This window comes from uncultured Chitinophaga sp. (assembly GCF_937898475.1).
In the GTDB taxonomy this organism is placed as follows: Bacteria; Bacteroidota; Bacteroidia; order Chitinophagales; family Chitinophagaceae; genus Chitinophaga.
In genome coordinates this window covers 288610-310241 of record NZ_CALEJS010000015.1, presented here as the reverse complement: position 1 = coordinate 310241, position 21632 = coordinate 288610, and the positions used below count along the sequence as shown (strand labels likewise).

The window sequence follows — 21632 nt, the reverse complement described above, 5'->3', positions numbered from 1 at the left end:
TTACGACTATCTTTGCCCTCCGTAAACAGTAAACAACCAAAAGAATATGGGAAAATACAGAGCCGGCGTATTATTCGGCGAAGAGCTGGAAGCGCTTTATAATGATGCTAAAGCGAACGCATTTGCTATGCCTGCCGTGAACGTGGTGGGAACTAACTCGGTGAACGCAGTATTGGAAACCGCTGCAAAAGTAAACTCCCCGGTGATTATACAGTTCTCCAATGGTGGAGCACAGTTCTTTGCTGGTAAGGGAATGCCGAACGATAAACTGCAGGCAAACATTGCCGGCGGTATCTCCGGCGCCAAACACGTCCATGAAGTAGCCAAATATTACGGTGTACCGGTAGTATTACATACAGACCATGCTGCCAAGAAATGGCTTCCCTGGATAGACGGCCTGCTGGACGCCGGTGAAGCGTTCATGAAACAGAACGGTCAGCCGCTCTACAGCTCCCATATGCTGGATCTGTCTGAAGAGCCCCTGCACGAGAACATCGAAATCTCTCATAAATATTTTCAGCGGATGAATAAACTGGGTATGTCCATCGAGATCGAACTGGGCGTAACCGGTGGTGAAGAAGATGGTGTAGACAATACCGGTGTTGAAAACTCCGCTTTGTACACCCAGCCTGAAGATGTGAACTATGCGTACGAAACACTGAGCCAGGTAGGTTCCCGCTTTACAGTGGCTGCCGCTTTCGGTAACGTACACGGTGTTTACTCTCCCGGTAATGTGGAACTACGTCCGGAGATCCTGAAGAACAGCCAGGAATTCATCCAGCAGAAGCATAAAACAGCTGCCAAACCCGTATACTACGTGTTCCATGGCGGTTCCGGCTCTCCCAAGCACCAGATCAGCGAAGCCCTGGGTTACGGCGTGATCAAGATGAATATCGATACCGATATGCAGTGGGCTTTCTGGGAAGGCGTGCACGATTACTACGAAGCTAAAAAGGATTATCTGCAGGCACAGCTGGGCAACCCCGAAGGCGCGGATAAACCCAACAAAAAATACTACGATCCCCGTGTATGGCTGCGCAAAGGCGAAGAAACCTTTGTTAAGCGTCTCGAGGAAGCATTCACTGATCTGAATTGTATTAACAGGAATGCGTAAATAAAGTTATCAGCGGTTGGCGGTTAGCTGTTAGGGTTGGCTATAATTTATCTGGTGCTTAATATAAAGTTAAGAACTGAAAGCTAACGGATCACGGCTAACAGCTGGCAGCTAAAAGCATTGCTCCCGCCCCGGTTATTCGCCGGGGCTTTATTATTCAACAAACAACATATATAAAACCCCTACCCTATATATTGGTTTTCAATTTCTTTTCATGTAATATTGCGGACGGAAAAAGTGTGTGTGAATTTAATTCGTATCTTGCACCACTATTTTTTAACCTAACGAAAAAATATGTCTAGCTGGTTTAAGCGCATTAAGCAGGGCATTTCAACGTCTACTAGTGAAAAGAAGGAAGCACCGGACGGATTATGGCACAAATGTCCTAATTGTAAGAAAACCACCACTGTAAAAGACCTGCGGGAACATTTCTACGTTTGCGATAAGTGTAATTACCACAATCGTATCAATTCTGCAGAATATTTTGAGATCATATTTGATGAAAACCAGTACGAGGAGCTTTTTCCGAACATCTACCCGAAAGATCAGCTGGGATTCCAGGACCTGAAGCCCTATGCAGATCGTTTGAAAGACGCGCAGAAACGCTCAGGCCTGAAAGATGCCATGCGGGTAGGCGCAGGTAAAGTACTGGGAAACAACCTGGTGGTTGCCTGTATGGATTTCGCCTTCATCGGCGGCTCGATGGGCTCTGTAGTGGGTGAAAAGATCGCAAGGGCCATAGACCATTGCATTGCACATAAAATGCCGTTAATGATCATCTCCAAATCAGGGGGCGCGCGTATGATGGAAAGCGCCTTTTCCCTGATGCAGATGGCCAAAACATCCGCCAAGCTTACACAGCTGGCCAATGCAAAGCTGCCCTATATCTCCCTGATGACAGATCCCACCACGGGTGGCGTAACCGCCTCCTATGCCATGCTGGGTGACCTTAACATCGCGGAGCCGGGTGCGCTCATCGGATTTGCCGGTCCCCGTGTGATCAAGGAAACGATCAAGAAAGACCTTCCCGAAGGTTTCCAGAGCGCCGAATTCCTCCTGGAACACGGCTTCCTCGACTTCATCGTTGATCGCAAGGAGCTCAAGCAAAGGTTGGCCAACATTTTGCAGCTTTTCAAGAACTAGTACAAAAACCAATAATGAATAATTAATAATTAAGGATTAAGACACCAGCCACAATTTAGCGCCGGGATAATCGTGTCACTCCGGCCACCTGGACACTGATGATTAATTCTTAATTATTAATTGTTAACGAATGTAACCCCATAAAGTTTTAAATGGCAGAATTAAAGAACAGATCGGCTTATTTTGAGTATGCAATAGAAGATAAATATATTGCAGGGATCGTATTGACCGGTACGGAGATCAAGTCTATCCGCGCCGGGAAAGTAAGCTTTAATGATGCCTTCTGCTATTTTTCAAAAGGTGAGCTGTGGGTGAAAAGCCTGCATATCGCCATCTATTCTCATGGTACCTATGCCAACCATGATCCGCTACGCGAGCGCAAGCTCCTCCTGACTAAAAGAGAGCTGCGCAAAATGGAGAATAAACTGAAGGAAAGGGGCTATACCATCGTTCCCCTGCGCATCTTTATCACAGAAAAGGGACTGGCCAAAATGGAAATTGGCCTGGGTAAAGGTAAGAAGCTGCATGACAAACGCGAAAGCATTAAGCAAAGGGAAACCGAAAGGGAGATCCGGCGATACGTGAAATAAGCGCCGGGAATGCAAACTATAAACCACAACCGTTCATGCGTAATTATGCATGGCTGACAACAGCCGTTATCCTATTCCTCTTTACCTCCTGCAAGTCAGGCGAAAAACTCTTTAACCAGGGCCGTTATGACGACGCGGTAGCCGCCTTCGTCAAAAAACTGCAACGCAAACCACAGGATGCCGTTGCCCTGCAGCTGCTGCCTAAAGCTTACGAACAATCCATCCGTACACATGAAGACAAAGTGAATGGCTACCTCCGTTCAGACAACCCGCTCAAATGGGAATCCGTAAGACGCGAATACCGCTCACTGCAACGCCTGTATGATATTATATACGCCTCTCCCGCTGCACAGAAAGTAGTACAACCCAAAGACTACCGCGATGCCATCACAGGCGCCCAGGAAAGCGCTGCCCAGGTAAGGTATGAACGCGGCATGGAACTGCTGGACCGCGGCGATAAAGCCAGCGCCCGCGACGCCTACGAAGAATTTGCCGCCGCGCTTAAAATGGTGAGCAACTACCGTGACGCCCGTCAGCGCATGGACGAAGCCTTTGCGCTGGGCACCGTGAACGTACTGGTAAGCCGTATAGACGTACGCAGCCCTTACTACCAGTTCAGCGCAGACCAGTTTCGCGATGCCCTGGTACGTAACCTTCAGCAGCGCAGCATCAACCGTTTTGTAAAGTTCACGGATGAACGGTTTGCCAAAAATGATGACATCCGCCCGGATGAATACCTGGAAATGCAGTTCTATGATTTTGAAGTGGGCCAGACCTATGTAGACCGCCTCCAGCGCGAAGTATCGAAAGAGATAGAAACCGGTTCTGTAAAAGATACCAGCGGTAAAGTCATTAAAAAATATCAGACCGTAAAAGCCACTATCTATATCGTTAAAAAGACCGTAGTGTCCCGCGGCCTGCTGGACTACCGCATCATTGATGTGAACAATAACCGTGTATTGCGCCAGGACCGTATTCCCGGCAGCTACACCTGGTTGAACCAGGTAGGTACTTTCCGCGGCGATGAACGCGCCCTCAGCGATGAAGACAAACGCCAGATGGGCGGCGTAGACGCCCCTCCACCCCCGCCACAGGAACTGTTCATGCTCTTTACCCGTCCCATTTACGACCAGCTGGCCAGAGACCTGCAGAGTTTTTACAGCCAGGTGAATTGAGTTTGACGTTTGAGGTTCGTTGGATGTTGGTAGCTTAAATTGGTAGCACGCCTACTATTATGAACCCGCAACCTTCAACGAACCTCCAACCTTAAACTTCCAACCTCACACTTTAAGTTGTCTTAAATATTTTTTTAAATTGTTAAATTTGTTAATATTGTACCCAAATTAATCGGGAAAGAGCCCGAGGGACATATTCGAGTAAACTGAACGGTGCACCCGGATTTCGTAGTATAGACAGCCTTTTGTTAACAGGTAAAATATTGCCCCTCAAACTACTAACCCTGTACCTATACCCTATTTGCCTATGGTCAACTGTTACCCACGCAAGTACCATTATTGCTTTTCTATTCTATTTGCCGCATGCCTGGCCTGTTGCGCATGGGTGGCCAAAGCAAGCGACAAAGATTCCCTGCAGCGCCTGCAAACGGTAATGGCAGAACGACTGGCCTATAACCTGCTGGAAAGCCGCAGCTTCCCTGAAATAGACCGCCAGCTCTCCGTACAAAACTTTGCCGCGCCGGAAGCTCCGCTGTTCACTGATAACTATCTGCAGCGCATCTACCCCAGCGATTCCAGTACCAACAGCTACCGCGAACAGGCAAGGGCTGAGTTCATGAAAATGGATAAAGAGAACCGGTATAGCAGCGCGCTTTCTCCGGACGATCTCAATGAACTGCCCATAGGGCTTTCCCGCACCGTGGGCAATACCACCGTTAAGATAGCCGTTAGCAACGCCATCTTCCACCCTAGCTATGCAGAGCTGACCGTATACGCCAAAATGGAGATCCCCCAGGAACCCAGGGAGATATTCTTTGGAATAAAAGGCATTAAGCTGTCGTATGACGGCGGTATCCTGGGAGACGCCAAACTGGTGCTGCTGGGCGATGTACCCATCCGTATCAACGGCGGTACAGCCGCCATTGTGCTGAAAGGCGGTATGAATATGGAAACAGGGCAGGGCCTGGACCTTACCTATGTTACCATGGACTGTAACGGCTTTAAAGAGCTGGGGATCTCCGCAGAAATCGCATTTCCGCGCACCATGCTGGTGCCGCTGAAACCGGATGGCGAGCGGAATGAAGACAGCAAAGCCCTGGTATCTGCCCCGTTTAACACCGTGGTGGCCGACTGGAATGATATTCTCGTCAACATCAGCCTTCCCTCCTTTGAAATAGCGCCGCTCAAAGGCGTTGGTTTTCATATAGGCAAGGCCGTATTTGACGGCAGTGATATCCGCAATACACCAGACATCGTATACCCGGCAGGGTATGAACAGCAATATATGCCGGCGGAAAACCCAAACCTCTGGCGCGGCGTATACGTGGAAGACCTGCAGGTGATACTGCCCAAACAGTTCGCCAAACGCGGCGAAAACGGCAAGCGCGTCAGCTTCGGCGCCACGCATATGATCATTGACAACAACGGTCTCACCGGCTCCTTCTTTGCCAATAACATACTGCCGGATGGTACGGCCTCCGGCTGGAAGTTCACGGTAGACCGCTTCAATATAGACCTGCAGGCCAACCACCTGGTGGGCGCAGGTTTCAGCGGCATGGTGGGTTTACCCGTAGCCAAAGATCCCCTGGGTTATACCGCAGTGATCACTGCAGACAATGAGTATATCCTGAAACTAAGCACGCTGAATACCTTAAGCTTCAGCGTATGGGCGGCCAAATGCGAACTGGAACCCAATTCCTGGGTACAGCTGAAACTTGCCGATGACCGCTTTCAGCCGGAAGCCATGCTGCATGGCCGTTTGGGCATATCTGCCTCCAGGAACGGGGAGGATGGTAAGGCAATCGCCACCTTCAAAGGCATCGTTTTTAAAGATCTGCATCTGCAAACCAACGCGCCTTATCTCAGCGCCAGTTACTTTGGATATAAAGCGGAAAACACCGTTTCCAACTTCCCTGTTTCTATCAATGAAATAGCCCTCCGCACACAGGGCAACCAGGCAGACCTGATCTTTGGTATCCGCCTGAACCTGATGCAGGGCAACTTTGGCGGTGATACCAAAATTGCGCTGGCAGGATCTTTCGATGAAAGTAAAGGACTGCAGACCTGGAAATTTGACAAGCTGAAACTGGAAGAAATTGCCATCAACGCCAAGATTGCGAATACACTGAAGATAGCCGGGAGGATCAAGATCTACGATGATGATCCGGTATATGGCGATGCTATCAGCGGACAGGTGGCTGCAGACTTCCTGGATGATAAGATCAAAATAGAAGCCCGCGCCATGTTCGGTTCCAAGGAATTCCGCTACTGGTACGTAGATGCCAAAGCCGATCTCGGGCTGGGCATCCCGCTGGTACCGCCTGTGAACATACAGGGCTTTGGCGGCGGCGCCTATTATCATATGAAGAAGCAGGGCGTGGATATGATGGCCTCTCCCACCGGTGTGAACTATGTGCCCGATGAGAATACCGGTCTTGGTATCAAGGCGGCAGTACTGTTCAACATCGCGAAAAAAGAAGTGGTGAACGGCGAAGTATCTTTTGAAGTGGCCTTTAACAACAGCGGCGGTATCAACTTCATCGGCTTCTACGGTTTTGCCAAAGTGCTGGCCGCATTACCAGGCGTTGGCAATATGCAGGAGCACATGAGTAAAGCCTTTACCAAGTTGGGTGAGGCGGAAGCCAGTGCCATCAGTAAGCTGGGCGGCACAGGTGAAAAACTGCAGGCGCTGAAAGTTTCCAACCCTTCTGCCGCGGCAGAAAGCGTGGCGGGCGATTCCTATAAAGTAGGAGAAGTAGGCCTTTCCGCATATGTAGGTATACAATATGATTTTACCCAATCTACTTTCCATGCCAATTTCGATATCTACCTGAACGTAGCCGGTGGCATGCTCACCGGTACCGCCAGCGGCAACCGCGCCGGATGGGCAGTGATACATGTGGCGCCCGGCGAGTGGTACTTCCATATGGGTACGCCTACCAATCGTTTAGGCGTGAAGTTTGGCGTGGGCAGCATCTCTATCAAAACAGGCGCCTACATCATGGTGGGCGATAAAATACCGGGCTCCCCTCCCCCTCCGCAGGAAGTAGCAGACATACTGGGCGTGGAATTGCAGGAGCTGGATTATATGCGCGACCTGAACGCCCTGGGCGATGGCCGCGGCTTTGCCTTCGGCGCCAACCTCAGCGTAGAAACCGGCGACCTCACCTTCCTGATACTGTACGCCAACTTTAAATGCGGCGTTGGTTTCGACATTATGCTGAAAGACTATGGCGATGCACATTGTAAAGGCAGCAACGAAAAGATCGGTATAGACGGATGGTATGCTAACGGTCAGGCCTATGTGTACTTACAGGGTGAAGTAGGCGTTAAAGTGAACCTGGCATTTATCAAAGGCCGCTTCCCCATCATTTCCGGTGCGGCAGCGGTACTGATGCAGGCCAAGCTGCCCAACCCCACCTGGATGAGGGGGTATATGGCCGTGAAGTTTAACATACTGGGCGGATTGGTTAGCGGCAACATGCGAATGAAAGTAACCATCGGCAATGAATGCGAAATAGTAACCGGCACCAATAGTCCGATTGATGTTAAGATGATAGCAGATCTTACGCCTGCGGATAACAGTAATGAAGTGGATGTATTCGCAGCTCCGCAAACCGCGTTTAACATGCGCATTGGCCAGACCTTTGAAATAGAAAACGATGCAGGTACCAAAACCTACCGCGCCAAACTGGAATCATTTACAGTAACCGATAATGGCCAACCCATACCGGGCCGCCTGGAATGGAACGCCAACAATGATGCGGTGACCTTTTATTCAAAAGAAGTGCTGCCCACCAAACGTACGCTCAAAGCAGCCGTTAAAGTAACGTTTGAAGAACTGCAGGGCGGTACCTGGCAAACCGTATACATGGATGGTAGGAAAAGCGAGGAAGAAAAGACGGTGACCTTTACCACCGGCACTGCTCCTGACTTTATCCCGCTCACGAATATCGCTTACTGCTACCCCGTTGTAAACCAGCGCAACTACTTTAAAGATGAACTTGACCGTGGTTACATTGTGCTGCAACGCGGACAAAGCTACCTGTTCGATAACCGCTGGCAGTACGAGATACGCTTCTTCTCCAATGGCGCCAGCGCAGGTAAACAGCCCATGCAGTACGATGTGGATCAGCAGCGGATTGACTTCCGCATGCCTGTCTTGCAGACAAGCACGAGATACAGCTTTGACCTGATCGCCATTCCGCCGGGCGTTGACGCCAGTCAGCAGGAAGTAGTGGCCTACGCCAAACAGGATGCAGGCGAAGACGGTGAGATCATCGTACGCAGCAACAAAGCAGGTAATGTAAGCAGGGGCGATGTTACCAAATCACTCCTGGGCTACGACTTCCGTACCAGTAAGTACGGCACCTTCGCCGCTAAGGTCAACAGCATTTCCACACAGCGCAGTCTTGCGGGCAATGTATTGCCTGATGTGATAGACCTGCGGGCAGAAGTGGGGCAGCATGAAGACTTTGACGTTCCCGAACTTACCGGTAGCGCCTACACGGCATACACACCGCTGGTGAACACCAGCGCCATCACAGACGATGTGTACTTTACCACCGACATTGAACCGGTGATGTATAAAGATTACCCGCTGAACCAGGAAATTAAGATCACTTACCGTGATACAGACACGCTGGGTATTGTGCCGCGCAAAGCCATCAGCATACTGAGCAGCTACCTGGCAGAATCAGCCACCGGTGCCGTGAACGGCTGGTCGAAAATAATGATGCCCTATATCTATAACCTGCCCTTATACTATAAACAGGACTTTACCGATCTGCAGTACCAGGTGGTGAACCGCTACCTTGGTACGCCGATGCAGGAACGGTTTGCGGGGCTGATCATGGGACACTATCCCTACATCCGCTACGGCAAATACAAGGTGGAATACCAGTACCTGCTGCCGGGCGGACAAAAAGGTACCCGTGCCGTATACGAATACATGAACCCGATCAAGTAACCTATGATGCGAAGAGCTATGCAATGGAAGCACCTGCTGTATACCTGTTTATTCGTTGTATGTGCCTTACAGGTGCAGGCCCAGCGGAAAGACACGGCTAAGATAAAAGTGATGGCCACGGTGAGTAAGAACAGGGGCATCCTGCTGCGCTGGGCCGTGAACACATCAGGCGCCTGGAAGCTGAGCAACCAGTACGGTTTCCAGCTGCTGCGATATACCGTGCTGCGCGATGGCAAATTGCTGGCGCAGCCGGAGATGAAGGTATTGTCTTCCGTACCGCTCAAACCCAGGCCATTACCGGAGTGGGAACAACTGGCACAACAGGACAACTATGCAGCCGTGATTGCACAAGCCATCTACGGAAAAGATTTCCAGGTGAGCGCCGGCGACAACAGCGGCATTGCGAAGATCATTAACCAGTCGCAGGAACAGGAGCAGCGTTTCGCACTCTCCATGTATGCGGCAGACAACTCTTTCGAAGCAGCCAAACTGGCCGGCTGGGCATGGGAAGATCAGACAGCACAGTCCAACGAAAAATACCTGTACCGGCTTCGTTCTCTCATTCCCGTTAACCGTCTCCGCCTCGACTCCGCCGGTGTGTTCATCGGCATGAGTAACCTGCAGGAATTGCCCAAACCGCCGGACCTGGGCGGCATCTTCGGCGACAGGAATGTGATACTGAGCTGGGACTACAGCCTGCTGAAAAGCTATTATAATTCCTGGATAGTAGAAAGATCTGCAGACGGCGGCAAAACCTTTGAAAGGGCTTCATCGCTGCCGGTGACCAACTTCAATGAGAAAGAGAAGAAGGCATCTCCCAGGATGTATTTTATTGACTCGCTGAAAGACAATACCACCGTATACTATTACCGCATCAGGGGTATCTCGCCGTTCAATGAAACCGGTCCGCCTTCAGACACTGTTTTCGGTAAAGGCAGAAGCCTCCTGGCTTATGTGCCCAACATCCGCTCCAGCAACGTTGACGAAAAAGGCGCCATGGAGCTGAACTGGGAATTTGAGCAGGCAGGCAATAAACTCATTAAAGGCTTTACCCTTAACCAGGGCCCGACTGCCAACGGTCCCTTTACCACAGTACTGAAGGATATAGCGCCGGAACAGCGGAGCCTTGTTTACAACAACCTGAACGCAACCAATTACTTTACCATAACGGCAGTGGCCAGGGAAGGAGCGTCTACTACCTCCTTCCCCGTACTGGTGCAGCCGGTAGACTCTGTTCCACCCACAGCGCCTACGGGGCTGGCGGGCACCATAGACAGCAACGGTGTGGTGCTGCTTATCTGGAAAGCCAATACCGAAAAAGACATTCTCGGCTATAAGGTATTCCGCGCCAATAACCTGGGTGATGAGCTCTCGCCGCTGGTAGACTCTGTATACGCAGCGCACAGCTTCCGCGACTCGGTGGTGATCAAATCGCTGAACAGCCGTGTGTACTATGCAGTCACCGCGTTTGACCAGCGTTATAACCAATCTGCCCTTTCTGCCGTGATAGAGATAAAGAAGCCGGACGTTATCCCGCCCTCCTCACCCATCTTCACGGATTACAAGGTGGTGAACGGCGTGGTATACCTGAACTGGGTGCCCTGCCGCGATGAAGATGTGGCCATGCACCTGCTGTACCGCAGGCATATAGATACCGCCCAGACCAACTGGCAGCCCATTGCTACGTTTGAGCAGCCTGCCAGTCATTATGCAGACAGGCAGGCCATACCCGGGCAGCAGTATGCGTACATCATCCTGGCTAAAGACAGCAGCGGACTGGAATCCAAACCCGCGCAGCCGGTAACGGTTACGGTGCCTCCCAATATGGGGAAGATCGCTATAAAGTCGTTTAATGCGGCTGTTAACCGCCAGGAACGTTACATAGAGCTTTCCTGGAATGACAACCTCGAAGATGTGCAGGAATACCAGCTGTACAAAGGCGAGAAAGGTGGCAACGTTACCCTCTGGAAAGTGTATAACGGCAAACCGAAACGAATCACCGACGAACAGATAAAGATCAATACGACTTACGTGTACGGCATAAAGGCAGTACTGAAGAACGGCGCGCAAGGCATCTATAAAACTATAGACGTAATGTATTAACTATGAAAAGATTTTTACACCGCATACTTTTTTTGCTGCTGACATTGTTTACCCTTACGGCCCACGCGCAGACACTGGGCCAGTACGAAGCCAAAATAGATGTGGAGATCTGGGATGGCGTGGATAACCACAGCGGCAGATGTACCAACAAGTACGACATCTATTTTCTCTTCGCAGGCTCTACCACAGAAAACCAGGTGGCGTACCAGGATCTGAACCCCATTGGTACCACATCCAGGTACTTTACACATACTTACAGCTTTGCAGCCAACCGCACCTTGCAGACCATGCGCATATGGGGTACCCGGGAGTGGAGAAATGCCATCAGGTGCAGGGGTAATAACGAACGCAGAGACTATACTATCCCCGCCAGTTATAAGAATTGCTATTATGAATATACCAACGGCAAAATACCGCAATGGGGCAACTGGGTGCGGGTAAATATCTATCCTAAATCCATTCTCATCACCAGGGTGGGCGGCGTGACCGAGCTGCCTTCAGACAGCAGGATCACCCTGGCCGCTACCTATGGGTTTCCTGCTTCGGTATACAACTGGGAGTATTCTACCAACGGAACCACCTGGACCAGCTTTCCTGCCGCTTTCCAGACAGGCGACCGCAGCAGCTTTTCTGCCAACGATCTGTTCGGGGCCAATGCAGATAATATCCTGGGCCGTAATGTGTTTATACGTATCCGTTACAGCGGCTGTTATGGCGCAGACAGATATTCAGACATCGTTACGCTCAGCACCAGGCTGACGTCTCCGCGTATAACCAGCGCGCCTGGTAAAACTGTTACCTGCGCCGGTGATAACGACGGAAGTGTGAAGATCTATTTTGATCGGGCCTTAAAAATCAATGAGCAGCTAAGCATCTTCCTCACCAAACCATCAGAACCGGGATGGACAGACGGTATGTACAGCATTACCTCCCTGGCTGCCGACAATAGCGTTACGTGGCCGTCGGTACTATCGCCCGGCACCTATGAAATCAGCCTGCAGGGTAAATACCCTGACGCAGGGACCGCCACTATTGCCAACACGAGCGCTCACCGAAGATCCTTCACAGTGAATGCACCGCTTCCCGTTCGCTTCTCTGAAGCAGGCAGACGGCAGATCAGCTGCTTTGGGGGTAACGACGGCGCCGTCAGCATTAACGCTTCCGGCGGAACAGGCGATTATACACTGTGGTACAGCAGCAATAACGATCCTGTACCCAGGTCATTGACTTTTAACAGCGCCACCGCTACCCTCTCCGGGCTGCGGGAAGGTACCTATACCATCACTATGCGGGATGGCAACAACTGTTACGAAAAGAATGCCAACGGAACTGAAAAGCAACTGGTCGTCACACTGGGGCAGCCGGCAGCGGCGCTCTCAATAGACATTGCAAATACATTTGAACCTACCGCCTTCGGGTATACGAATGGTTACATTACCGCCGTGATCAATGGGGGTACAACCCTCCCGGACGGCTCCTACCATATTACCTGGCGGCGCTCAGACGGCAGCCTGGTAACACCCCTTAACGGGCCCACGGGCTCCGGTTACAGCAGCCGGGCGGAAAATCTTGGTGCAGATACGTACACGCTCACCGTTACAGATGCCAATCATGCCGGGGCAACCAGCGGTAGCGCCACCTGTATGGCTACTGCTACCGTGGTGCTGAACCAGCCGCCTTTACTGGAAGTAAACACGTCCATCACAGACAGCATTCTCTGTAACGGCGACAGCAATGGTACGATCAGCGCCAGCGCCAGGGGTGGTAAACCCTTCACTACCGGCGCCGGGTATACGTACGAATGGTACCAGGTAAGCGGCGGTACGCCAACGGCCATCGGCCAGACCAGCGCAACAGCCGGCAACCTGGCCGCAGGTACTTACCAGGTAAAGATCACGGATGCCAATAGCATAGAGAAATGGTCCGATCCTGTTGTGCTGATAGATCCGGGTCAGCTGCAGATCCATTTCACCGAAACACCCGCCACTTGTTATGGCGGCAGCAATGGCGCTGTAAGCGCACTTGTAACAGGCGGTACACCTGCCTTCGCGTACAGCTGGAGCACCGGCAGCCAGTCGGCAGCTATCAGCAACCTGCCATCCGATGCCTATACCCTGACGGTAACAGACTACCACGGTTGCCGGGTTACGGATATCGCCCTGGTAAGGCAGCCTTCTGCCGCACTGGAGATTGCCACACCCACTATTATCTACCCGCGCGCATTCGGTTATACAGACGGCAGTATCAGGCTGCTGCTACGCGGCGGCACGCCATTGGCGGGCGGCGCTTACAATATTACCTGGCGCCGGGCAGACGGCACCGTGCTTACAAGCCACAGCAGCCAGGTGGTAAGCAGCGGCTATGAGCACCTGCTGAGCAACCTGGGGGCGGGCGATTATACCATCACCGTTACAGACGCCAACTATACAGGTCCTGATCCCAATATGCAAAGCTGTATTGCTATCGCCACCTTTACGCTTACAGAGCCCCCTGCCCTGACAGTGAACATCAGTGAAAAACACTACGTTTCCTGTAAGAATGATGCAGATGGCATACTGTATGCCACAGCAGCCGGCGGCGTTCCCATCAGCGGCGCTTTGCCCTACCAGTTTGAATGGTATAAGAAGGATGGCGCCGTATTCAATGCCATCGGTCAGACTACCGATACGGCCCGCGGACTGACAACGGGCACGTACAAGGTGATCATTACCGACTGGAACAATATTTCCAAAGAGTCTGATACCTTCCTGCTGGCTGAACCCGACCTGTTAACCGTGCAGCTGCAAACCCGCGCGGTAAGCTGTAACAGCGGCAACGACGGCTTTGTAAAATCCACCGTGAGCGGTGGTACACTGCCCTATAGCTGGTCATGGAGCAACGGCGATACTACACCGGATATACTGGATCAGCCAGCCGGTAATTACAGCCTGCTGCTGATGGATGCCCATGGATGTATACAGCAGCCCTCCGCCATCATTACGGAGCCTGCAGATCCGCTGGCGATCACCGCGGTAACCACAGCAGATCCGCTGGCCTACGGCTATACCGACGGATCGGTGACCGTCACACTGAAAGGCGGCACACCCGCTCCTGACGGCAGTTACAGCGTACAATGGCTGGACGCCAATAACCAGGTGCTCACCCAGCATACCGAATCCATTACCGCAAACGGTTATGTTACCAAACTGGAAAACGCAGGTAACGGTAGTTATACCTTGCAGGTAAAAGATGCACAATTTGCGCTTTCCACCAACAACAGCACCAATGGCTGTTATGTAACGGCCAGGTATACACTGACAGAACCGCCACTGTTGAAAGTGAACATCACGGAACACCGGTATGTATCCTGCAACGGCGACAGCGACGGGCAACTGGCCGCACATGCCAAGGGCGGTATTCCGCTCAGTGGCGGCCTGCCTTACAGGTACCAGTGGTTCAGCGTAAACAATGGTACGCTTACCAGCATTCCGCAAACAGACAGTATCATTACCGGCATGCCTGCGGGCAGCTACCTGGTAAGGGTAACAGACTTCAATAACATTACCCGCTCATCAGATACCTTCCGGCTGCAGGAGCCCGGAAAACTGCTGGTTGATTTCAATACCACCGCTGTTTCCTGCGCCTCCGGCCAGGATGGTAAAGCCACCGCCATTGTGAGCGGCGGTACAGCGCCCTTCCACTATGAGTGGACCAGCGGCGATACTACCAGCAGCATTTCCAATATCACAGAAGGCACCTACCTGGTATTTGTAAAAGACGCACATGCTTGCGAAACCCAGAACCAGACAGATATCTATATACCCGGCGGCATCGTGATCGATGCAGATATTAAAGCGCCTACCTGCAACGGTTACTGCGACGGCTATATTAAAACGGGCATCAGCGGTGGTGTGCCCCCCTACCGCTATTCATGGAGCAACGGGCAAAGCGGTACTGAACTGAACAACCTATGCGCAGGCAGATATACCATTACCATCATAGACGCCAATAACTGTACACGTATACAAACCTTTAACCTGCCGGATCCTGCGCCTTTACAGGTACAATTGGGACCTGACAGAACCCTTTGCAATGGCCAGGTGTGGACGGCGAATGCCGCCATTGCAGATCCGCAGGCCAAGTATGCATGGGGTGGTAGTCCGGCCTTCCAGGGCACTGCCGCACAGGCAGCGCTCAGCAAAACAGGTACTTACTGGGTCAGCGTTACAGACAGCAAAGGTTGTCTGGGCAGCGACACCATCCGCATCAGTCAGAACAACGTGGATATTTCGGCGGAGTTTGTTGCAGCCACCCAGGTATTCCGCAACGAAAACGTCTTACTGATCAACATCAGCAAACCTGTACCCGAAAAGATAGAATGGGTAATACCCACCAACCGGAACATTACCGTACTGCAGAATACACCACTGCTGGCGGAACTGCGCTTTGCAGACACCGGCGTATATACTATCCAGTTACGTACCGGTGTAGGAGATTGTGAAAAGTCGTACTCCAAGCAGATCACGGTACTGCAGCAGGAAGCCTTCGCACAGCCGGGCGGTGCACAGGAGCCCTTTATCCGGGCTTTTGAAATACTGCCCAATCCCAATACCGGGCAATTCAACGCGCACATCGTGCTGGATAAAACATCGGAGATAAGGCTGCGCCTGTTCAACATCATCAGCAACCAGCTGGTAAATGATCGCAAGGAAAGTCCTTCGGCACAGTTCAATGTAGGATACCAGCTCAACGTTACGGCGGGGGCTTACCTCCTGCTGCTGGAAACGCCGATGGGCCATGCGATCAGGAAGATCATCATCACTCAATAAACACTAAACGAAGATACCGGTGACAGCTAAACGCAGCATACTAACGGCAATCAGCATATTACTCTGTATAATATGCCATATGGCTGTGGCGCAGCAATATCCTGTAAAGGTACAGGTGCAGACCCTTCAGCCTGTTTCCGCCCAGCTCAGCAACCTGTATACCGGCACCCAGGCCCGGATGTTGGTCACACTGATCAATACCGACCTTCAGAAACCTGTGCTGCGCGTCCGGCTCCGCCTCAATATCAAAGGCACCACCGTTGCCCTGCGTAACCGCGACTATGGCTATTACCCCGAGATTGCGCTGGATGCAGGCATACCGGTGCAGTTGTCGCTGAACGACCTGGCGCCGTATTTCAATATAGAGAACATGGAAGTATCCGGCGTGCCCCGCCAGCAGCTGGCGCAGAGCGGCAAACTGCCGGACGGTTTCTATAACTTTTGTGTGGAAGTGGTAGAAGTGAACAGCGGACAGCTGGTGAGCAATGCCAAACAGGGTTGCGCACCGCCGGTGTGGATCAGTACCAGCGAACCGCCCCTGCTGAACCTCCCGCGGAAAGGCGAATCAGTAGCCTTCCGCGAACCGCTGAATATCGTCTTTAACTGGACACCCAGGCATATGGGCAGTCCCAATGCCGCTTTCCAGACCGAATATGAATTTACACTGGTAGAATTGTGGGATAATGGCGTGCTGCCTGAAGCGGGTTTCAGTACCATGCCTCCCCTCTATCAAACCACTACTCCCGCCACTACCCTGCTGTACGGCCCTGCAGAACCACCACTGCTGCCGGGTAAACGTTATGCCTGGCGCATTCGTGCAAAAGCTAAACAGGGTGTTGATGATTTTGACGTGTTCCTGAATAACGGATATAGTGAGATTTTTTATTTCACGCTGCAGGAAGATTGTCAGCCGCCGCAGCAACCGGTAGCCACCGTACAGGATGGCCGCATCTCCATTAACTGGCTGCCGCAGCCCAAAATGTTTGAGTACGTGGTGGAATACCGCGAACAGAACAAGACTAACGCGGAGTGGTTCAACGTAAAAACCGGCAACACCAGCGTAATGATCTACGATGCAGTGCCAGGCCGTAAATATGAATACCGTGTAGGCGGCTCCTGCTCCCTTGGCAGCCAGACCATGGGCGAGCTCCATGGCTTTACCGTACCCTCCCGCGATACCAGCCGGAACAAAAACTGTGGCCTGCTGCCAGACATTAAGCTGGCCAACCAGACCCCCATACAGGCACTGCAGCCCGATGACCAGATCATGGCAGGCGACTTCCCCGTAAGGCTGCTACAGGTAAAAGGCGCAGGATCTTTCAGCGGCTACGGCTATATCACTATTCCCTTCCTGGGCTACAACCGGTTGAAGGTGAAGTTTGATAATATAACGGTGAATACCGACAGGCAGCTGATCGGCGGGGTGATCATGACCACGTTTGACCCGGTGGAAAGGCAGGTGGTAAAGGTAGACAGCGTGGTAACCGCATTCTCCAACCTCGCCGGGGTGATTAACGACCTGGTACGCCTTGCCATTGACGAGGATATCAGCACACTGCAACCCCTGATCGACAGCATGCGGGAGGCCATCAAGGAAGATCTGCCGGAGCCGCTGCAGACCCGCGCATCTACAGCGCTCGACAACATGGAGCAAGCCAAGAAGGCTTATGACGAAGCCAAATCCGACTATGAAAACGCAGCTACACCCGAAGAAAAAGCCAAAGCCAGGGAAAAAATGGAACAGAGCGGAAAAGCTTACCAGGCGGCGCAGGATGAACTGAAGGCAGTTGAAAAAGAAAAAGCCGGCTTCCTGAAGGACTACGCCAATATTATCCGGAAGGCGCTAAAACAGATCATGCAGGAATACAAAGATTCGATACAGCAGCAGCGGGACGCCAAACGTCAAAAGGAAAGCGCTTTAGGATTCAGCGAAGGCACGGCAGACAGCATGAACAGCGACACCCTGGCCACGGAGGAATACCTGGAGGAAGTAGATGCGGCAGCAATACTGATGCCTGAAACCATCAGCAAACTGAACGCCTATTACGCGGAAGAGTTCAGGACCAACCGTTTTGAGCTGGCAAGGCTGCTGGCCGAATCCAATGATAACGAAGAAGGAGCCGCCCGCTTATCAGAAGAATTGAAAAAGGGCGCAGCCACGCTTGGCAAATACATTTATGAAGAAAAGAACAAAAAGACTCCTGAACAGGAGATCATTACCGGTGTAAAAGAAGCGATCTACATACACCTGGAAAATGTGTTAATCGAAAAAGTTTACAAATGATGAAACATTTCTGCCTCTTCATAGCATTACTTGCCTGTACCCTGGCTTCAAAGGCAGCCCCCGCCGAAGGGGACTCATCATGGTTCAGCTACATGAAGGAATGCGCCCACTACGGGCAACACCAGCTTCATGCACTTATTGAACAGAACAACATCAACAAACGCGAAGGAAAAATCGCAGCGAACAACTATGTAGTTGACTTTTCAGGAATGGAACCGCTTAACGGCGGTATAAGTGCTCCCTTCAATGATTACACCAGCATACTGGGAAAAGGCGACTATAAGGGTAACGACAAACTGGACGCAGCTACCTTGCAGACCCTTAATAAACATCTGCAGGAACTGAATGATGGCACAGGTCCGGATATTTACGTAGCAGTGAACCTGCGCCTGGGCCTTATCATTAACACCCGGCAGATAAGCGGCAGCTATGCCGATGTTGCATATGGTTCTACGGGCATAAAGGTACAATGGCAAAACCGCAGCGAGGTGGTGGCGAACCACGACGCTATCCGCACCTATTTCGTGAATGAAATGAACAAGGCCGCTAATGACGATAATTATGTATTGTTCACATGGGGCAAGTATTTTGAAGTCAGCAAAAAGGGAAATGATAAAGACAACCGGCTGCGTGTAAGCGCTACCGCGTATTATAATTTCTGGTTCAACAACACTTCCTACAAAAACGACATCCCTGCTATAGAAGATTATGTGCGGACGAAGTCGGGCTTCCACCTGATGCCCAATCAAACCGCATCCGATCTGCTTGCCAAATACAAGGCCTGCACCCAGCAGCTGGATTACGCTATGGCAAATGTGAGTAAGATCAGGGATGAGCTGGCAGATACGTATGCAAAGCAGCTGAAAGACCGGGGCTTAAACTTCTTTAACGCGCATAAAAGCAATTATCACGTTACACCGGATGTATTATTCCGCATCGGCACCCTGATCAATAAGGTGGATGAACAATTCCTGAAGGTGTTCAGTGAAGAAGTAACCTACCGGCCCAAGGACAGGATGGAGCGTTACTACCAGCAACAAAGCCTTACCAAAGAAGACTTCCTGCGATTTGAAAACGCTTTAAAAAACCATTATGAAGAGCACCAGCAACTGGAAGCCGCACTGGCTAAAAGCACAGACAATGAAGAGGTATATAGAATGGCGCTGGCGCTCAATCCGCTCAACCTGAAAACTATCAGCGCCGAAACGAGGCTGAAGATACTGAAAGCTATCTATGAACTGCGGGATAAGGTAAAAACAGAGACGGTCACATATTATAATTTACCGCAGCACCTTGGTGGCACAATCTCTACCAAAGAGATAGAATTTCCCGTGCTGGCAGACTGGGGTAATCATGCAGGCAAGCTGGTAATGGCAATGCTGGAGCTGGCGCCTGTTGACCAGCACGCAGTGCTTGCAGCGAAACTCGCCGATAACCCGGCGCTGGTATTGGATGATTACAACCGTGTGCAGGAGGATATGGGAAAGGAGCACCTCTACGACTTTGTAGACATCCTGTATACAATCTGTTACAAGGATCACAACATATCAAAAGGACTGGTAGACCTGTCGAAGTACAAAGAAAGCATGCAGCTCGTCTGGGGTAATATGCATAAAGTGCTTACCAGCAAGAGCGATGGCGGCGTCTATTCAGGTACGGGCACTTCCTGGGATGTGTCGTATACCGTAAACAATAATCAGATCCAGTTTAAATCGATCAACTATTTCGTAGAATTTGGCGGCGCCGCCCATGTCGGGGGATATTCGATGAGAAAGCCGCTGAACGAGATCGAAGTACAGATCAGCAACCCCTTAAAAGAGGTGGTATACCTGTATATTGATGAGCCGGTAGCACTGCTGCCCGGTTATACACCGGGACGCGCCTACCCGATACCGGCAATCGCCCTGTTATGGGCCATCGATAACCGGATGCTGCAACAGCGGGAAAATATGGTGAAGGCAGGAAAGTTCCTGTTGGACTATGCCACCTTCTTTATCGGTCTGGGAGAGCTCAATGCTGCATATAAAGGTTTCCGCTTATTCTGGGCCTATACGGAAATTGCGGTAGCCGGCGGCGATATCATCGTTAATTACAGCGGGCTTCGTGAAAAACTTGAGAAGAGCCCGGAAGGTCAGGCTTTCCTGGGCGCATGGGATAAGTTCAGCACTGTGGTAGGCGTAGCCTCTATTGGTAATGCCACCTATGAGCTGGGCACACAGGCATTTTCAGCCTGGAAGAAACACCGGCAGGCATTGAAAAGCCAGTTGAATGCAGACGAGTTTGCCCGGCTGGAAAAAGATGTGACTATTGCGGGACAGAAAATGAAAGATAACGGATGTGATTTCTCGAAGTACCTGGATGATGTACCATACGCCTCCATTATCAATAGTTTAAAAGCGATGGCGAAGGCTAAACTGCCGCCAGGTTTTGTGAATGCCGTTAAAAAGCTGGGAAAAACGGAAGATGAGATCATGGAATACTTTGCCCGTTACCAGTACGAATCCAATTTCTTCGATCTCATTGAAGATTTTATCAGCGATCCCCTGAAGAATGTAAACAAGCTCAGCCCGGAAGAAGCATATACCATATGGGGCTATACTACCAGTTTATATTACCGTGAAATGAACGGTATGATGCGCCAGGGACTGGATGCCGCCAAAACGGCTGATATGGCGCAAATGCTCAGTAACGCATTAAAAAAGCTAAACCCTCCGTATAACGGCGCCGTATACAGGGCTATCGAGATCGCTCCCGCAGATCTGAATAATTTCCTGGGTAATTATCAGGACGGAATGGAACTGGTATGGAAGGAGTTTACTTCGGCAGGTTCTTCACCGACAGGATCGTTCCAGGTGAAAAGCAAAAAAAATGTAATTTTCGAAATTGAATCCACTTTCTCCGGTAAGGATATAACAGACCTGGCCGATGGCGTTAAATTCCGTAATATGGCGCCCAAAGAGATACTCTTTGATGCGGGGATGAAAGTAAAAGTTACTGCTCCTCCCATCTTTCAGGCTGATGGTAAAATATTGATCAAACTTAAAGAAATCCCATAATGTCAACACCTGAAGAAAACATTGACGACTTGTATGAAAGGTTGAAGCACCTCGTTAAAAGAGAAACTCCGGAAGAAACAGCAGCGAGGCTGAAGAAAGAAAATGCCTGGAAAGAGGAATATGCGCAAAAGTCTTTTGAGGAGCGTGTGGCATACTGGAGCGGTGATATCAACCGGAATATGCGCTCGAATGGTGAAAGTTCAGGCGATGAATATTCCTGGCTGTCGCCTGCCTGGTATGATGAAATAAAATCGTTTGAGCCGGACATTGATAAAATACTGGCAGGCGTGAGCGCCAGGCTGGGGATGATGTTCGATGCAGACCGGTTTTATCGTGCAATCGGCCGTCAAAAGCCGATATAAGCCCGAACGATCTATCCCTATACTGAAC

Annotated in this window: 10 protein-coding genes; all 10 read left to right on the top strand. The window is 51.0% G+C overall.

Translation table 11 applies throughout. The features are described from left to right. Window positions 1-46: 46 nt before the first annotated feature. The 10 genes from fbaA to Q0577_RS08075 all read left to right on the top strand — a co-directional run bounded on the left by fbaA (window position 47) and on the right by Q0577_RS08075 (window position 21604). The gene (gene fbaA / locus Q0577_RS08120) at window positions 47-1114 is read left to right on the top strand and encodes a class II fructose-bisphosphate aldolase (protein WP_298734633.1); all 1068 of its coding nucleotides are present in this window, start codon (window positions 47-49) and stop codon (window positions 1112-1114) included. 294 nt (window positions 1115-1408) lie between these two features. Next, entirely contained in the window at window positions 1409-2257 is an 849-nt protein-coding gene (gene accD, locus Q0577_RS08115) for an acetyl-CoA carboxylase, carboxyltransferase subunit beta (RefSeq protein WP_298734631.1), read from the top strand. 152 nt (window positions 2258-2409) lie between these two features. Beyond that, the gene (gene smpB, locus Q0577_RS08110; RefSeq protein ID WP_298734629.1) at window positions 2410-2847 is read left to right on the top strand and encodes an SsrA-binding protein SmpB; all 438 of its coding nucleotides are present in this window, start codon (window positions 2410-2412) and stop codon (window positions 2845-2847) included. Window positions 2848-2882: 35 nt separating this feature from the next. After that, entirely contained in the window at window positions 2883-4022 is a 1140-nt protein-coding gene (locus Q0577_RS08105; protein WP_298734627.1) for a hypothetical protein, read from the top strand. Window positions 4023-4329: 307 nt separating this feature from the next. Further along, window positions 4330-8991, top strand: coding sequence for a hypothetical protein (locus Q0577_RS08100; RefSeq protein ID WP_298734626.1), 4662 nt, complete (start codon window positions 4330-4332; stop codon window positions 8989-8991). A 3-nt stretch (window positions 8992-8994) separates the two neighbouring features. Then, window positions 8995-11094, top strand: coding sequence for a hypothetical protein (locus Q0577_RS08095; protein WP_298734624.1), 2100 nt, complete (start codon window positions 8995-8997; stop codon window positions 11092-11094). A gap of 2 nt (window positions 11095-11096) precedes the next feature. Continuing rightward, entirely contained in the window at window positions 11097-15902 is a 4806-nt protein-coding gene (locus tag Q0577_RS08090; protein ID WP_298734623.1) for a hypothetical protein, read from the top strand. A gap of 79 nt (window positions 15903-15981) precedes the next feature. Next, window positions 15982-18186 (top strand): fibronectin type III domain-containing protein, encoded by a 2205-nt coding sequence (locus tag Q0577_RS08085; RefSeq protein WP_298734621.1) that lies wholly within the window; start codon window positions 15982-15984, stop codon window positions 18184-18186. Further along, on the top strand, window positions 18183-21242 hold the full coding sequence (locus Q0577_RS08080; RefSeq protein WP_298734619.1) for a hypothetical protein: 3060 nt from the start codon (window positions 18183-18185) through the stop codon (window positions 21240-21242). Before Q0577_RS08085 ends, Q0577_RS08080 begins: the two co-directional genes overlap by 4 nt. Further along, window positions 21242-21604 (top strand): hypothetical protein, encoded by a 363-nt coding sequence (locus Q0577_RS08075; RefSeq protein ID WP_298734617.1) that lies wholly within the window; start codon window positions 21242-21244, stop codon window positions 21602-21604. Before Q0577_RS08080 ends, Q0577_RS08075 begins: the two co-directional genes overlap by 1 nt. The last annotated feature ends 28 nt before the right edge of the window (window positions 21605-21632 follow it).

Coding starts and splice junctions, on each gene's coding strand:
- fbaA (WP_298734633.1), top strand. CDS start 47: ATGGGAAAATACAGAGCCGGCGTATTATTCGGCGAAGAGCTGGAAGCG.
- accD (WP_298734631.1), top strand. CDS start 1,409: ATGTCTAGCTGGTTTAAGCGCATTAAGCAGGGCATTTCAACGTCTACT.
- smpB (WP_298734629.1), top strand. CDS start 2,410: ATGGCAGAATTAAAGAACAGATCGGCTTATTTTGAGTATGCAATAGAA.
- Q0577_RS08105 (WP_298734627.1), top strand. CDS start 2,883: ATGCGTAATTATGCATGGCTGACAACAGCCGTTATCCTATTCCTCTTT.
- Q0577_RS08100 (WP_298734626.1), top strand. CDS start 4,330: ATGGTCAACTGTTACCCACGCAAGTACCATTATTGCTTTTCTATTCTA.
- Q0577_RS08095 (WP_298734624.1), top strand. CDS start 8,995: ATGATGCGAAGAGCTATGCAATGGAAGCACCTGCTGTATACCTGTTTA.
- Q0577_RS08090 (WP_298734623.1), top strand. CDS start 11,097: ATGAAAAGATTTTTACACCGCATACTTTTTTTGCTGCTGACATTGTTT.
- Q0577_RS08085 (WP_298734621.1), top strand. CDS start 15,982: ATGGCTGTGGCGCAGCAATATCCTGTAAAGGTACAGGTGCAGACCCTT.
- Q0577_RS08080 (WP_298734619.1), top strand. CDS start 18,183: ATGATGAAACATTTCTGCCTCTTCATAGCATTACTTGCCTGTACCCTG.
- Q0577_RS08075 (WP_298734617.1), top strand. CDS start 21,242: ATGTCAACACCTGAAGAAAACATTGACGACTTGTATGAAAGGTTGAAG.